Below are 14,448 nucleotides of genomic sequence, written 5' to 3' on the forward strand. Positions count from 1 at the left end.
CGCATGCATGCACTCGTCCCTCGAGCCCATTCATGCGGCGGCGACCTCCAGCGACTTTCACGGCGTGGCCGTGGCAGAAACCTGGGAGGCGAATCGACTCCTCGACGTTGCGAACGGGCTCGCCTCCCGCAGATGGCGGGTTCCGATGGCGTCCGACACGCGATTCGACACCGCGTCGATCACGAAGCTGTTCACGAGCGCTGCGACGTTCGTGCTGGTAGACCGGGGGAAGCTGTCGCTCGATGACTCCATCCACGATCACGTCGATCTTGCGGGGACGACCATCTCGCGCGACGTGACCCTGCGCCACCTCCTGACCCACACCAGCGGCATCGCCGACGACGCCGACGAGGAGGCGGGTGAGCACTATGAGGATCTGTTCGTCGACGCGCCCAACTATGCCATCACCGAGACGCGGCACTTCCTCAAGAACTTCGCCCACAAGCAACCGCTGGCCGCGCCCGGCCGGCAGTGCCGCTACTGCAATGTCGGATACGTGCTCGTAGGGCTGGCGATCGAGTCGGTCTCCGGCCGTTCCTATCGTGAGTTCGTCGGCGAGGAGGTCTTTGCGCCGCTCGGAATGACCGATTCCGGCTTCTTCGATCGACGCGATGCGGAGCCGCGAGTAGCCGAGGGGGGAGAGATGGTCGGCGGGCGGTGGCAGCAGAACATCTACTCCTACCCGCCCATCGGCTCACCTGACGGCGGAGCTCACTCGACGGCGGCGGACCTGCTGCGCTTTCTCCGCGGAATGCGCGGCGGTGGACTGCTTTCGGCCCGGTCCACCGCGGCATGGTTCACGCCCCAGGTCCGCCACGACGATCGGGTGCAGTATGGATTCGGCTTGGAGTTCGGGCCGGGCTCGCTCTGGAAGGAAGGCGTCAATTTCGGAGCGAGCGGAATAGTAGTCTCCTACCCCGAAGCACGAGTCGACGCCGTCGTGCTGAGCACGAGCCAGTCGGGCGCCTGGCCCGTTGTCCGCGCCCTGAACGCGGTGTTCCGCGCTGACCCGATGCCCTCATCCTGAGATCGCCGCCAATCGGTCCCGGTTCGCGGTTCTCTACCGCGTTGCTGTCTAGGCTCGGGCGCAGGGAGTCACGCTGCGCCCCCTGCCTGCCGTTCTCCCGCGTCGTGGAACGGTGCAGCAGCCGTTGCTCGCTGAGAGGAGTGCCGTGCAGATTGATGCGGTCATGTGGCCGGATCGCCGATGGCGAGATGTCGCCGGCGAGTGGAGGGCTGCCGAGCAGATCGGCATTGTCCGGGGGTGGGTCTACGACCATCTCAACCTGCACCCCCGGCACGAGCGGTGGCATGAGGCGACGACCTTCCTCGCCGCGGTCGCAGCCTCCACCTCGACCGTCGGCATCGGGACGATGGTGACCACGCCGAACTTTCGGCACCCCGCGCTGACAGCCAAGGCGATGCTGACGGTGCAGGATGTCGCCCAAGGGCGTCTCGTCGTGGGCGTCGGAGCGGGCGGATCCGGCGCTGACTCTGACGCACTCGGCGGCACCCCGATCGGCCGCGCGGACCGCATGGCCCGATTCGAGGAATGGACGGGGCAGTTGCGCGAGCTGCTGCGGCGTGAACGATCGAACGTGTCGGGGCGCTGGACGACGGTGGTCGACACCCGACTCGGGGGTTCGCCGGCGCACGCGCCGGCGATCGCTGTGGCGGCTACGGGAACCAAGGGAATGCGGGTCGCCGCCCAGTTCGCCGACCTGTGGATCACCCAGGATGTGGCCCAGGATCCCCGGGTCGCGGCCGCCACGGCGCACGCCGAGATCGCCAGGCAGTCGCTGCTGCTCGACCGGGTGTGCGAGGGCATCGGTCGTGACCCCTCGAGCCTGCCGCGGCTGGCTGTGCTCGGCTACGGGTCTGAGCGACCGCTGGCCTCCCGGACTGCGTTCGAGGACGCGATCGACAGGTACGCAGCTCTCGGCATCTCGACGATCGCCGTGCTGTGGCCGCGGGGTGAGGATGCTGACAGGCAGCTCACGCTCCTCGCAGACGTGCTGCAGGACGCGAACGCGACATCCGGCGCTCCGGGTGACCTGCCCTGAAGCGTTGAGGATCGATCGAGTCATGCGCAGGTCGTCGACTCATTCAGGCAGGTCCGGCTCCGTCCGATGATGAAGCGAGCGCGACGGTGACCTTTCCGAAGTGACTGCCTGACTTGAGGTGAGCGAGCGCTTCTGGGACGTCGTTCCAGCTGTAGGTGGAGTCGATCACGGGCTCGAGACCCTGCTCGTCGACGAAGGAGACCAGTTCCTCGAGCATCGCGCGCGAGCCGGTCTCGATGCCGTGAATCGTGGCGTTCTTGGTGACCAGCAGGTAAGTGCTGATTTCGGCCTTCACACCCGCGATCAGACCGATGAACGCGATCCGCCCCCCGATCCGGAGTGCCTCCAGCGAGACGTCGAGATTCGAGCCGCCGATCGTCTCGACGACCACGTCGGCACCGGCCCCGTCGGTGAGCTGCCGCACCCGCGCGGCGACGTCATCGGTCCGGTAGTTGATCGTCGCGGACACGCCGAGATCGCGCACGCGCTGCAGCTTGACGTCGCTGCTCGAGGTGACGATCACCCGAGCGCCGAGAGCGACGGCGATCTGGGCGGCGTAGAGCGCGACTCCACCCGTCCCGTGGACAAGCACCGTCTCACCCGTTCGAGGAGCAGTGCGACTGAGCGCGTGCCAGGCTGTCACGCCGGCGACCGGCAGCGTCGCCGCCCTGACGTCGTCAAGACGGACAGGCGCGTGCACGGCCTCTTCCTCGTCCACCACGACGTATTCGGCGAGCATCCCGCGGTTCACCGGCCCGCCCACCGGCATCGTGTAGACCTCTGCTGTCAGCTGTCCGTCTCGCCAGCGTGGGAGGAACGCCGCCAACACGCGGTCGCCGACGGCGAACCGGGATACACGATCACCGGTCGCGACGACCTCTCCGACCGCGTCCGAGATCGGGATGACGGGGGCCGACGGCCGCCATCCCGAAACGCCTTCGATGACCAAGAGGTCCCGAAAGTTCAGAGACAGCGCACGGACTCTCACCAGCACCTCGGCGGGGCCCGGTGTGGGAAGTTCCACGGTGACCGCACGAAGTGCCGCGATGCCATCGCCGAACGTCGTCCATGCTTGCATCTCTTCTCCTCGGTCGCGTGTCGAGGCAGGACCTGCCGCTGCCGGGAACCCGTCGGCCGTGGCGTCGCCCGGGTCGGTGGCGCTGTCGGAAGCCCGCGAGGATTCACACATCGCCACCACGGTAGTGCCAGTGCCCCTGCGACGGGTGCCACGACGGACAACCAGCCGGCATCGGCAGCTCGAGCGCCGAGTCAGTCCTGCGGTGGCGCGGCGGCGTGGAGCGCCACCCGCTCCGCCGGCCGAGCGCCTGGATGTCGAGCGGCTGGCTCTGATCCCTCGTCCGCGGACCCGTTCCGGCGCATGATGGGTCCGTGGCGACGACTCTCGACGACGTGCGCGCGATCGCGCTGGGCTTTCCGGGCGTGATCGAGCGCCCCGACGGGCATCGCGGTGGCGCGTCCTGGCGGATGCCGTCGGGAGCGTTCGTGTGGCAGCGCGGTCCGAGCGGCCGCGACCTTCAGCAGCTGGCCGCCCTCGGCCGCGAGTGGCCGGCCGGTGAGGTGATCGGCGTGCGCACGAACGGGGTTCAGACGAAGGAGGCCCTCATCGAGACCCACCCCGACGTCTTCTTCACCATCCCGCACTTCGACGGCTACCCGGCCGTGCTGGGGCGCCTCGACGCGATCGAGGTGGACCACCTGCGCGAGGTGATCACGGACGCGTGGCTGCGCAAGGCGCCCAAGCGCGCGGCTGACGAGTGGCTCGCGCTCCACCCGCCCCCGCGCGAATAGTTCGTCTCGGCAGCACAGCTGCCTCCGGACTGGCGTCCGTGGCGAGACCTGGCCTCCGCGGCAGGACCTCGCACCGGCGGGAACTCCTCCGCCTTCGGATGATCGGGGTGCTCGGGCTCTCTCCGGCACTGAGGTGGTACAGGTTGCCGAAGACTCGTCGAAGCCGTGCGCGGTCGGGAGGGACTCGTCGCGGTCGCCGAGGTGGTTCCTGCCGAACTTGCATACAAACGGCACTGCGTCGAGGAGTACGAGGCATCCGTCGCCGCCTTCTCCCGGCAGGAGCGCCACGTGTCCCTGGTCGCAGGTCCTCCCGGCCGAGGGCTGACAGGAGGGGATGCCCAGCGCGCCCTCGTCGCCGCGCTCGCCGCGACCCCTACCCTGAACTCGTGAAGCGCGCCGACCCGACCCCCGCGCCCCCCATGCTGTCGCCGAGCCTGCGCGTGCTCCTGGGGCTCGCTGCCGGGGTGGTCGTGCTGGCCGGGATCTTCTTCGCCCGCGACATCTTCGGTCCGCTGGCGCTCGCGATCGTCCTCGTGGTCATCTGCGAGCCGGTGCGCCGGCCGCTCGAGCGGCGCGGGTGGCCGCGCTGGGCGGGCACGACCGCGGTCATCGTCGTCGGCTACCTCGTGCTGGTCGTCATGGGCGTTCTGCTGTGGGTCGCCGGCACGCAATTCGCGCAGCTCGTCGGGCAGTTCGCCGACGAGCTCCGCGGGAGCGTCGACGATCTGATCGCGTGGCTGCAGTCCGTCGGCCTCGACGAGGAGGCGTCGGATGCCGCGGCCGCCGTCCTCGACCCGCAGACGCTCCTCGAACTGGCGTCGAGTCTCGGCGGCACCGCGATCGGCGTCGCGACGGCGCTCTTCTTCGTGTTCGCGTACATCATCTTCCTGGCCGCCGACGCGGCGCGCTACCGCGATGCCGGACGCGTGTTCGGCGACGGGCACCGTCCGGTGCTGGCGCGCATTGGTCGCCTGAACAGCGGCATCCGTCGGTACTACATCGTCAACGCCTCGTTCGGTGCCGTCGTGGCGATCATCGACGGGCTCGCGCTGTGGGCCCTCGGCGTTCCCGCGCCCGTGGTGTGGGCGGTCCTCGCGTTCGTGACGAACTTCGTGCCCAACATCGGGTTCGTGCTGGGTCTCGTACCGCCGGCGGTGCTCGGCTTCGTCGTCGGCGGCTGGCCGATGCTGCTTGCCGTGATCGCGATCTACTCGGTCGTGAACGTGGTGCTGCAGGTGCTCGTGCAGCCCAAGTTCGTCAGCGACGCGGTTGATCTCAGCCTCACGCTGAGCTTCTTCGCCGTCATCTTCTGGACCTTCGTCATCGGCCCGCTGGGCGCCATCCTCTCGATCCCGCTCACCCTGTCGGTGCGCGCCCTGGTGCTCGAGGGCGATCCGCACGCGCTGTGGGTGCGATGGCTGTCGGGTGACCGCTCAGCGACCCCGCGCGCGAAGGCGCCCCCCTGGTGAACCGGCGCGGCTCGACGGTGCGCTCCCTCGGGTGCGGGAGGATGCGCGTGTGAACGAGGCGACGTGGCGCAGGCGCACCGAGATCCCGCTCATGATCGCGAGTCTCGTGTATCTCATCGTGTACTCGTGGCGGGTGATCGCCGATCCCGCCGGCCCTGCGCATGCCGTCGCATCGATCGTCGTGCTCGTCACGTGGGCCATGTTCATCGTCGACTACTTCGTGCGACTGCTCATGGCCGAGCACAGGATGGTGTGGTTCCGCACGCACCTGCAGGATCTCGCCTTCGCACTGATGCCGGTGCTCCGCCTCGTGCGCCTCCTCGGCTTCCTGACCATGCTGCCGGGGGTGCGATCCACCGCAGGCGATCGGCTGCGCGTACGGATCATGGTGTACAGCATCGGCGCGGCGGTGATCCTGATCTACATCGCCTCGCTCGCCGAGCTCGAGGTCGAGCGCCATGCGCCCGGCGCCGGCATCACGTCGTTCGGAATCGCGCTGTGGTGGGCGTGCGTGACCGTCACGACGACGGGCTACGGCGACTACGTGCCCGTGACGGATGCCGGACGAGCGGTCGCGGCCGCGCTGATGTTCGGCGGCGTCGCACTCGCCGGCATCATCACGGCGTCACTGGCGTCGTGGGTTCTCGAGCGCGCCGCCGGCGGCAGTGAGGCGCACGAGCCGGCCACCCGGGCGCAGATGCGGACGTTGATGACCAAGATCGACGCGCTCGCCGCGGCACCGGCCTCGCCCGACACCGGCGGATCCCGTGGAGTGGGCGGCGGCACAGGCGAGCCCCGCCACGAGGCCGACGTCGAGGGATGGGAAGACCTCGGCAACGGCGGCGACGACCGTCCCGGAGGCTGACCCGGAAGGCCGCACGACGTCCCGATGGTGCGGCCCTCTCGGCGTCGGAGTCGTCAGGCGAGCAGCTTGGCCTTCGCGGCGGCGAACTCGTCGTCGGAGAGTATGCCCTGTGCGTGCAGCTGTCCGAGCTGGCTGAGCTGCGCCATGAGCTCATCGCCCGGGCCTGAGGCGGGCGCCGAGGGCGCCTGCTGAGGCATCTGCGCCGCGACCGCCTGGGCGGCGGCCGCCTCCATGGCCGCCTGCTGCTGCTGGGCCTCGGCGGCCTGCACCTCCTGCTGCTGGTAGGCCTTCTGCTGCTGATGACGCGCGACGCCGCCTGAGACGGCGGTCGCCGTCCCGGCGACGACGGCCGTGCGCGCCGCCATTCCGATGAGGCCGGGTCGTCCTAGTCTGCGGAGCATGTCTGCCTCCTTCAGCCGGCGTTCTCTGTGAGAAACGCGTTCACGATCGGTGCGGGGATGCCGTGGCGGGCGATGACCGTCCCGCCGGCGTCGTAGAGCGCGGCCGCGAACGACTTCGCCCACAGCAGCTCGACCACGAGGATCGCCGCGGACGAACCCGGCTCGAGGCCTTCCGCGAGGACCTCGATGTCTTCCTCGCCGGCGAGGCCGGCGAGGTCGAGTGCCGGAGCGCCGCCGTCGTCGATCGTGTCGGAGAGCTCGAGAATCTCGAGCTCTCCCTCGGGCGAACGCCGCGCGAAAACCAGGTCCAGCAGGTTCACCGTGCCCGACGCCACGAGGTCGTCCACCGCCGCGAGCACATCGGGTCCGGGCCGGTCGCCGTCGAAGCCGATCGCATAGAACTCGATCGGACCGTAGTCGAAGGTCGTCATGTCTTCTCCTCTCGGGCGCCGGCTAGGCCGACAGCGCCTTGGCCTTGAGTGCGTCGAATTCGGCCTGCGTGACCGTGCCGGCGTCCAGGAGCGACTTGGCCCGCGCGATATCGTCGGCGGGACTCGGCGCGGAGCCGGCCGCCTGTCGGATGTACTCGGCTTGGGCCGACTGGATCGCCTGTGCCTGGGCGAGCGATCGCCGCTGCATGCCGGAGCCTCGGGCGATGAGGTAGATGAGCGCGGTCAGGAACGGTACGAAAATCAGGAACAGGATCCAGACGGCCTTGAGCCAGCCGTTCAGCGCGCGGTCGCGGAAGATGTCGGCGATGATCGAGAACACGACCATCAGGTACGCGACGAAGACGAAAACCCAGAAGATCCAGAGGAGGAAATCCCAAAAGCCCATGGTGCGTGGCGCCAATCGTTGGGACGGGCCCAGCGCCCGCCGCTGGTATGAACCTAGCCCTCACCTCGGCGCGGGGCATCCCCCGATCCGCGTGAAATGGGGTGAAGAATGCCGACGGGCGTCCCACCTCGGCGTGGCGTGGTGCCGGATGCCGCGATCATGAGGGAATGGCGCCCACCGATGCCCCCCCGCGTTCGGGCCGCCTCGCCGGCGTGCTGGCCGGTTCGGCCACCCTTTCGCTGATCCGCGACAAATCAGAAGGTTTGACTGCGGACCGCCCGGAGCCGGCGCGACCGGCAGCCACGGACCGCGAGGACGGCTGGGTCGACCTTCCGAGAGCGACCGATCTCAGTTGAGCGCCGAGGTGAGCCGCATCACGCCGTCGAGGAACGTGGCCTTCTTGGGCTCGCGGCGCCATTCCTCCAGGGTGAGCTCGCGGCCCGCATCGCGGTAGCCCTGCTCGACCTCGCGCATCGCGGAGACGAAGGACTCCCCGCGTACCAGCAGCGAGACCTCGCTGTTGAGGCTGAACGAGCGGATGTCCATGTTGCTCGATCCGATCACGGCGATGTCGTCGTCGATCGAGAAGTGCTTCGAATGCAGGATGAACGGCGCCGGGTAGAGGAAGATGCGCACTCCGGCCTCGAGCAGCACGCCGTAGTACGACCGCTGCGCGTGCCACACCATGAACTGGTCGCCGATCTCGGACACGAACAGCTGCACCTCGACGCCGCGCTGGCACGCGCTCGTGATGGCATACACCATCGCCTCGTCGGGCACGAAGTACGGGCTCGTCAGGATGACCTTCTCGGTCGCACCGTAGATGAGCGAGAGGAACAGCCGTAGGTTGTTCTCGGTCTCGTAGCCCGGGCCGCTCGGCACCACCTGGGACATCAGGGCATCCGCTGCGGTCGACTGCGCGATCTCGGTCGCGGGCAGGTGCTCGGTCGGCGACAGGTCTTCGCCGGTCTCGATGAGCCAGTCCGACAGGAAGACGGTGTTGACCTCGGCGACGACCGGGCCGGTCAGCCGCGTCATGAGCTCCTGCCACTTGAGACCGCGCTTGATTGTCTTCGGGGAGTCGTAGCTGCGGTCGATGAGGTTCTGCGAGCCCATGAACCCGACGCGGCCGTCGGCCACGACGATCTTGCGGTGGTTGCGCAGGTCGGGGCGCTGGTACTTGCCCTGGAACGGCATGACCGGGAGCATCCACGCCCACGTCACGCCGATGCGGTCGAGCTCGGCCAGGGTCTGCGTGGCGTTGGGGAGGCGTTTCGTCGAGAAGTGGTCGGCGAGCAGGCGCACGGTGACGCCCCGGGCGACGGCCCGCTCCATCGCGGCGAAGAAGCCGCGGGTCGTGTCATCCCACGCGACGATGAAGAACTCCACGTGCACGAAACGCTGCGCGGTCTCGATCTCGGCCGCCATCGCGTCGATCGACGCCTGGTAGTCGTCGTACAGCTCCGCCTCGTTGCCCCACGATGCCGGCAGCGCGGTGAGCGTCTCGTTCTGCTGCACCACCCGCTCGAACCACCGCGGCCAGTCCGCGTCGCTCTTCCCGAGCTGCTTGTCGGCGACGTTGCGGCGGATCATCGCGTCGATCCGGGCCTGTTCGCCCCGTCGCCGCGGCGGCAGGCGGAAGTTCCCGATGACGAGGTAGAGGATGATGCCGATCCCCGGGAGGATCGCGATCAGCAGCAGCCACGCCATCGCCGCCGTCGGCTTGCGGCCGCGAGGGAGGTAGATGAGCGCCACGACGACGATGACGAGGTGCACGAGCACGGCGACGCCCCAGGACAGGTTGGCGCTGAGAAGCAGGTCCACGGGGTCAGTCTGCCGCGCCCCCGACTCCCGCACATAGCGCAGTGCGCGTGAAACCGGGGGGTCAGACGTCGCGCACGCAGCGGAAACCGATATGCGACATCCCGGTGTCTTCGGCCTGCGGCGAGCGCGCGGCCGGACGGAACCGCAGGCAGTAGTCCGGCGAGCACAGGTGCGACCCGCCCTTCAGCACGCGGCGCGGGATGGCGGGGAATCCCTCCTGGGCGCTCGCGGCGGCGAGAAGGTTCTCGCGCTTGCCCGCATCGACCGGCTTGTCGGAGAGGCGCAGGTGTCGCGGGGTGTAATAGTCGGTGGTCCACTCCCACACGTTGCCGGTCATGTCGTACAGCCCGAAGCCGTTGGCGGCGTACGAGGCCACCGGCGCGGCATCTCCGACCCCCTGGTTGTCGTAGGGAAAGCGCCCGAGCCACGAGTTCGCCTGCGGGACGCCGTCGGGGTAGGGCTCGTCGCCCCAGGCGAACGGCTTGCCGTCGAGACCGCCGCGCGCCGCGTACTCGTGCTCGGCCTCGGTCGGAAGACGCAGGCCTGCCCAGTCGGCGTAGGCGACGGCATCCTCGAACGCGATGTGGACGACCGGATGCCGCATCCGCTCGTCGATCGACGAGTCGGGGCCGAACGGCCGGCGCCAGTACGCGCCCGGCTGCCAGCGCCACCAGTTGCGCCAGTCCTGCAGATCGGTCGGGCCGGCGGTCGGAGTGAAGACCATCGCCCCCGGCACCAGATCGGCGGGATCGGCACCGGGGAACGCGGCCGGATCGAGCGCGCGCTCGGCGACCGTCACGTACCGGGTGTCGTCGACGAACGCGGCGTACTGCTCGTTCGTGACCTCGCAGCGGTCGATCCAGAACGCACCCACTTCGCGCTCGTGCACGGGGCGCTCGTCGGGGTAGAAGTCCTCGGACCCCATGCGGAACACTCCGCCCGGAAGCAACACCATGTCGTGCTCGGGTCGGCGTGCAGCGGAGGTCACACGTTCCACCGTAGTCGGGCGCTGCAGGTCAGAAGGCGCCGATCCCCCTGCCGATGAGGTTCACGCCGATGACGAGCAGCAGCACGGCCATGATGACGGCGTTCTCCTTCGCGAGCCAGCCTCGCAGCGAGGCGAGCGGCGCTTTCAGCCTCTCGGCGGCGACGAGGTAGCCGACGACCGGAATGAGGATCGTGGACGCCGCAATCAGCGTGAACACCGCGATCGCGAGCACGACCGAGCCGGTGTCGAGCCCGGCCGATCCGATGTCGGTGCCGGCGGCGGCCGCGAGCAGCAGGTTCTTGGGATTGACCGCCGACAGAAGGAGTCCGAGGCCGAGCGCCTTGGCGAAGGTGACCTGGTCGATCGCCTGCATCCACTTCGGCAGCGCCGGCTCTTCGCCCGCCTTCGGCCGGCCGCGCCACTGCCGCAGCGCGAGCAGCAGGAGCAGCAGGCCGAGCGCGAGCCGGATGACGCCCTTGACCGGGTTCGAGTCATCCGCGTCGCCGCCCGGCAGCACCGACGACAGCAGCGTGAACACCGTGACGGCGACCACGATGCCGACGATCCAGCCCAGCAGGAAGCCGACGCTCGTGACGCGCGCCTTCGGCGAGAGCAGCATCAGGATCGCGGCGATGATCGGGATCGGGCTGATCGCCACGCCGAGGGCGAGGGGAAGGATGTCTCCAATGACGGTGCCCATGCGAGGCCTCCCTGACGGCGGTGCGGTGGTGGCTGTTCGGCCCCACCGTAGCGCCGATCGGCATCACCCGCCGTTGATGCGGTCTCGCCACTCCAGCAAGGGCTTCAGCGGCGCGAGGTCGTAGTCCGGGCCGTCGATCGCCGGCACGATCAGCCGGAAGCCGAGCTCGTAGAGGCGGTCGGGCGCGCCTGCCTCGAGGAGCGGACCGAACCCGCGCACGGTGAAACCGGTCGACAGCTCGATGTCGGCAGGGTCGCGGCCCTCGCGGTCGCACCACTCGTGCAGGACGCCGATCTTGCCGGGCAGGTCGTCGAGCGGTGTGAAGGTGTGCCAGATGTCGGCGTGCTGCGCCACCAGCTGCAGCGTCTTGCGCTCGCCCTGCCCGCCGATGAGCACCGGGATGCGGCGGGTAGGCGCCGGGTTCAGGCGGTCCCAGCGCGCACGGATCCGGGGCAGGTCTGCGGCGAGCGTGTCGAGCCGCGAGCCCACCGTGCCGAACCCGAAGCCGTACTCGTCGAAGTCGCGCTGCGCCCAGCCCGAGCCAGTGCCGAAGATGAACCGGCCGGAGCCGGTCGCACCGGCGCTGATGTGGTCGATCGTGCGAGCCATGTCGGCCTGCAGGTCGGCGTTGCGATAGGGGCTGCAGTTGACGAGCGGTCCGAACTCCACCCGCTCGGTCTGCTCGGCCATCGCAGCGAGCACGGTCCACGCCTCGTGGTGCTCGGCCTCGAGGGGTTCGGTGATCGGGAAGAAGTGATCCCAGTTGAAGATCGCGTCGACGCCGAGGTCCTCCGCGCGCAGCACCGCGTCGCGGAAGGCCGGATAGGGTGCGTGCTGCGGCGCGAGCTGCACGCCGATCCGCAGGTGACGGTGGTCGGCCGGATGCCTCGACGCGGTCATGCGGTGCTGCCTCAGTTGCGAGGCTCGATGCGCAGCACGTCGGGCGACTCGCCGACAGCCAGGTCGTCGACGACCCGCAGCGTCCGCGCGAGGTCGTCGACGGCGCCGATCACGGTGCCGAAGCGCTCGCGGTCGGAGCAGACCGCGGTCACCGTCACGAAGTGGGTGCCGGTGTCCCATGTGTACGTGGCGAACGGGGGAGTGCGCGGGTCGGGCGGAAGCGCCATCTCGAGCTTCTCGCCCACCCCGAGGTGCGGGTTGCGGAACGACTCGGTGTCGTCGTACTCCATCGGCATCATCGCGCGGGCCGCACGGAGGTCGTTCGTCGCCTGCTGGATCTGCGCCATCACCACGACGAGCTCGGGATCGGACTTGAACACCCACACCAGCACGCGGCCCGCGGCCTTGCGCATCAGAAACGGCGCCGCCTGGCTCATCGCCCACGCCGCGACTCCGCCGCCGCGCCTTCCGGACGCTGAGCCGGCCCCGGTCGCTGAGCCTGTCGACGCGCCCCGGCCGATCGCCGAGGCATTCGGGTCGCCGAGCGCGGCCCCGGCCTGTGACAGCAGCATCCGGATCGCCGCCTTGCGATGTCGGCGTCCTCGGAAGCCGAGTGACTCCGTCACCGGCACCCAGAGGTTCGGATCCGCGTCGGCCTGGAGTCGGGGCATGCCTCCAAGAGTACGTGCCGCACCCGTGTGCGTTCCCCGGGCCGGGGAACCCCCTCGGGTACAGTGGATTCGCGTCATCCACCCCGACCGACGCTCGCCCGCCGCACAGACAGGCCCCCATCCCGTGACCGATCCTGCGACGCCCGACGACACCGACGCCGCGAACCCGCGTCCGCTCACGATTCTCATCGGTGCCGACACCTTCCTCCCCCACGTCAACGGCGCCGCGCGCTTCGCCGAGCGTCTTGCCGCCGGCCTCGTCGCGCGCGGCCACGACATCCACGTCATGGCCCCGAGCGCCGGCCACCGCAACCACGGCACCTTCGCCGAGACGATCGAGGGCCAGCCGATGACGATGCACCGACTGCCGTCGTGGCGCTGGTACCCGCACGACTGGCTCACCTTCGTTCTGCCGTGGATGTCGAAGCATTACGCGCGCCGCGTGCTCGACGAGGTGAAGCCCGACGTCGTCCACATCCAGTCCCACATCGTGATCGGGCGGGGCCTGGCTCGTGAGGCGCGCAAGCGCGGCATCCCGATCGTCGCGACCAACCACGTGATGGCCGAGAACATCCTCGACTTCACCACGCTGCCCGACTCGCTCAACAAGGTGGCGGTGAAGATCGCGTGGGCCGACGCGAAGCGCACGTTCGACCTGACCCGGGCGGTCACCACCCCGACGCGTCGGGCCGCCGACTTCCTGGAGTCGACGATCGACATCGCGGGCGTCATCCCGATCAGCTGCGGCATCGACGCGGGCAACTACACCGCAGACCTCACGCCGCGCGACGCGCATCGCCTGGTCTTCGTCGGCCGGCTGACGACCGAGAAGCAGATCGACGTGATCATGCGCGCCATAGCCCAGCTCGACCCGGCGCTCGACGTGCGCTTCGACGTCGTCGGCAACGGCGACCAGCGCCGCAATCTCGAGCAGCTGACCGCGGAGCTGGGACTCTCGGACCGCGTGTTCTTCCACGGCCATACCACCGACGAAGAGCTTCGCGGCTATCTCACGCACGCGAGCCTGTTCGTGATCGCCTCGATCGCAGAGCTGCAGTCGATCGCCACGATGGAGGCGATGGCCTCGGGACTGCCGATCGTGGCCGCCGACGCCGTGGCGCTGCCGCACCTCGTGCACGACGGTGAGAACGGCTACCTGTTCCGGCCAGGCGACGTCGACGACCTCACGGCGAAGCTCACCACCGTGCTGACCCAGTCGCCCGAAGAGCGCCTGCGTATGCAGAGGGCGTCGCTGGAGGGCGTGAAGGTCCACGATATGCGCCGCACGCTCGACACCTTCGAGGCGCTGTACCGCGACGAGCCGCTGCCCGAGTAGCGCCGATGCACGTCGTGATGTTCGGCGACCAGCACGCCGAGACGCTCGGCGGGGCGCAGGTCTCGATGCGACTGCAGCGACGGCTCCTCGAGAGGGCCGGCCACACCGTGACCATGGTGGCTCCGGCCGTGCACGGGTTCCGCGGCCGGTCGATCGCTGCCGACGACGCGTATGCCGACATCCCGTCGATCCCGATCACTCCCGATCGCGAGTACTCGATGTCGTGGCCGGGCCGGCGCACCGACCGGTGGGTGGATGCCGCGCTGAGCGCACGTCCGCCGGTCGACGTCGTGCACGTGCAGGCCGACTTCTGGGGCGCCTTCATCGGCCACCGCTTCGCGGCGCGCCACGGGCTGCCGGTCGTGCACACCATGCACAACCGCGTCGATGTGGGCATCGAGGCGACGGCGCCGTTCCCGAAGCTCGTGCTCCGTGCGCTGAACGCCTGGCAGCGGCGCGCGCTCGGGGCCTCGGCGGCGGGTTCGGACGGCTGGGCGTACCTGCGCGGACTCGCGGCCGGGGCATCCGCCGTCACCGCGCCGTCTGCGCACTTCGCTCGGCGCCTCGAGCAGCACGGCGTGGTCG

Annotated in this window: 17 protein-coding genes; 8 read left to right on the forward strand and 9 right to left on the reverse strand. The window is 69.5% G+C overall.

From position 1 onward, the window contains the following. The first annotated feature begins 7 nt into the window (after window positions 1-7). Both EIO58_RS01810 and EIO58_RS01815 read left to right on the forward strand, forming a co-directional pair. The gene (locus tag EIO58_RS01810; RefSeq protein ID WP_127817987.1) at window positions 8-1,027 is read left to right on the forward strand and encodes a serine hydrolase domain-containing protein; all 1,020 of its coding nucleotides are present in this window, start codon (window positions 8-10) and stop codon (window positions 1,025-1,027) included. A 145-nt stretch (window positions 1,028-1,172) separates the two neighbouring features. Then, window positions 1,173-2,063: an LLM class flavin-dependent oxidoreductase gene (locus EIO58_RS01815; protein ID WP_127817988.1), complete on the forward strand. Its 891-nt coding sequence runs from the start codon at window positions 1,173-1,175 to the stop codon at window positions 2,061-2,063. A 43-nt stretch (window positions 2,064-2,106) separates the two neighbouring features. Here EIO58_RS01815 and EIO58_RS01820 read toward each other — a convergent pair whose 3' ends face one another. Further along, the gene (locus EIO58_RS01820; protein WP_127817989.1) at window positions 2,107-3,141 is read right to left on the reverse strand and encodes a zinc-dependent alcohol dehydrogenase family protein; all 1,035 of its coding nucleotides are present in this window, start codon (window positions 3,139-3,141) and stop codon (window positions 2,107-2,109) included. Between the two features lie 311 nt (window positions 3,142-3,452). On the opposite strand from EIO58_RS01820, the gene EIO58_RS01825 reads away from it, so the two are divergent. The 4 genes from EIO58_RS01825 (at window position 3,453) to EIO58_RS01835 (ending at window position 6,206) form a co-directional block, all read left to right on the forward strand. Next, window positions 3,453-3,872: an MmcQ/YjbR family DNA-binding protein gene (locus EIO58_RS01825; protein WP_127817990.1), complete on the forward strand. Its 420-nt coding sequence runs from the start codon at window positions 3,453-3,455 to the stop codon at window positions 3,870-3,872. A 165-nt stretch (window positions 3,873-4,037) separates the two neighbouring features. Continuing rightward, window positions 4,038-4,262: a hypothetical protein gene (locus tag EIO58_RS18585; RefSeq protein WP_164861476.1), complete on the forward strand. Its 225-nt coding sequence runs from the start codon at window positions 4,038-4,040 to the stop codon at window positions 4,260-4,262. Further along, on the forward strand, window positions 4,259-5,341 hold the full coding sequence (locus EIO58_RS01830) for an AI-2E family transporter (RefSeq protein WP_240658522.1): 1,083 nt from the start codon (window positions 4,259-4,261) through the stop codon (window positions 5,339-5,341). The genes EIO58_RS18585 and EIO58_RS01830 overlap by 4 nt, the downstream gene beginning before the upstream one ends. 49 nt (window positions 5,342-5,390) lie before the next feature. After that, a complete protein-coding gene (locus EIO58_RS01835) occupies window positions 5,391-6,206 on the forward strand; it encodes a potassium channel family protein (RefSeq protein WP_164861480.1) in 816 nt (271 codons plus the stop codon). Between the two features lie 53 nt (window positions 6,207-6,259). On the opposite strand, the gene EIO58_RS01840 is transcribed toward EIO58_RS01835, so the two are convergent. From EIO58_RS01840 to EIO58_RS01875, 8 genes are all read right to left on the reverse strand, one after another. Beyond that, window positions 6,260-6,607: an SHOCT domain-containing protein gene (locus EIO58_RS01840; protein WP_127817991.1), complete on the reverse strand. Its 348-nt coding sequence runs from the start codon at window positions 6,605-6,607 to the stop codon at window positions 6,260-6,262. An 11-nt stretch (window positions 6,608-6,618) separates the two neighbouring features. Beyond that, entirely contained in the window at window positions 6,619-7,038 is a 420-nt protein-coding gene (locus tag EIO58_RS01845; RefSeq protein ID WP_127817992.1) for a DUF6325 family protein, read from the reverse strand. A 22-nt stretch (window positions 7,039-7,060) separates the two neighbouring features. After that, the gene (locus tag EIO58_RS01850) at window positions 7,061-7,444 is read right to left on the reverse strand and encodes an SHOCT domain-containing protein (RefSeq protein WP_127817993.1); all 384 of its coding nucleotides are present in this window, start codon (window positions 7,442-7,444) and stop codon (window positions 7,061-7,063) included. A gap of 348 nt (window positions 7,445-7,792) precedes the next feature. Continuing rightward, window positions 7,793-9,268 carry a cardiolipin synthase gene (cls, locus tag EIO58_RS01855; protein WP_240658523.1) on the reverse strand — a complete coding sequence of 492 codons (1,476 nt, stop codon included), beginning with the start codon at window positions 9,266-9,268 and terminating at the stop codon, window positions 7,793-7,795. Between the two features lie 61 nt (window positions 9,269-9,329). Then, on the reverse strand, window positions 9,330-10,223 hold the full coding sequence (locus tag EIO58_RS01860; RefSeq protein WP_127818002.1) for a formylglycine-generating enzyme family protein: 894 nt from the start codon (window positions 10,221-10,223) through the stop codon (window positions 9,330-9,332). 61 nt (window positions 10,224-10,284) lie between these two features. After that, window positions 10,285-10,956, reverse strand: a complete 672-nt coding sequence (locus EIO58_RS01865; RefSeq protein ID WP_127817994.1) for a GAP family protein — start codon at window positions 10,954-10,956, stop codon at window positions 10,285-10,287. Between the two features lie 63 nt (window positions 10,957-11,019). Then, window positions 11,020-11,856, reverse strand: coding sequence for an LLM class F420-dependent oxidoreductase (locus tag EIO58_RS01870; RefSeq protein WP_127817995.1), 837 nt, complete (start codon window positions 11,854-11,856; stop codon window positions 11,020-11,022). An 11-nt stretch (window positions 11,857-11,867) separates the two neighbouring features. Continuing rightward, window positions 11,868-12,527 carry a hypothetical protein gene (locus EIO58_RS01875; RefSeq protein WP_127817996.1) on the reverse strand — a complete coding sequence of 220 codons (660 nt, stop codon included), beginning with the start codon at window positions 12,525-12,527 and terminating at the stop codon, window positions 11,868-11,870. A gap of 124 nt (window positions 12,528-12,651) precedes the next feature. On the opposite strand from EIO58_RS01875, the gene EIO58_RS01880 reads away from it, so the two are divergent. Further along, complete coding sequence (locus EIO58_RS01880; protein WP_240658524.1) at window positions 12,652-13,863, forward strand: glycosyltransferase; 1,212 nt, start codon at window positions 12,652-12,654, stop codon at window positions 13,861-13,863. A 5-nt stretch (window positions 13,864-13,868) separates the two neighbouring features. Further along, on the forward strand, window positions 13,869-14,448 hold a 580-nt coding region (locus EIO58_RS01885; RefSeq protein ID WP_164861481.1), incomplete at its 3' end, for a glycosyltransferase.

Origin of the sequence: Microbacterium sp. CPCC 204701 (assembly GCF_004010105.1) — a bacterium.
Classification (GTDB): Bacteria; Actinomycetota; Actinomycetes; order Actinomycetales; family Microbacteriaceae; genus Microbacterium.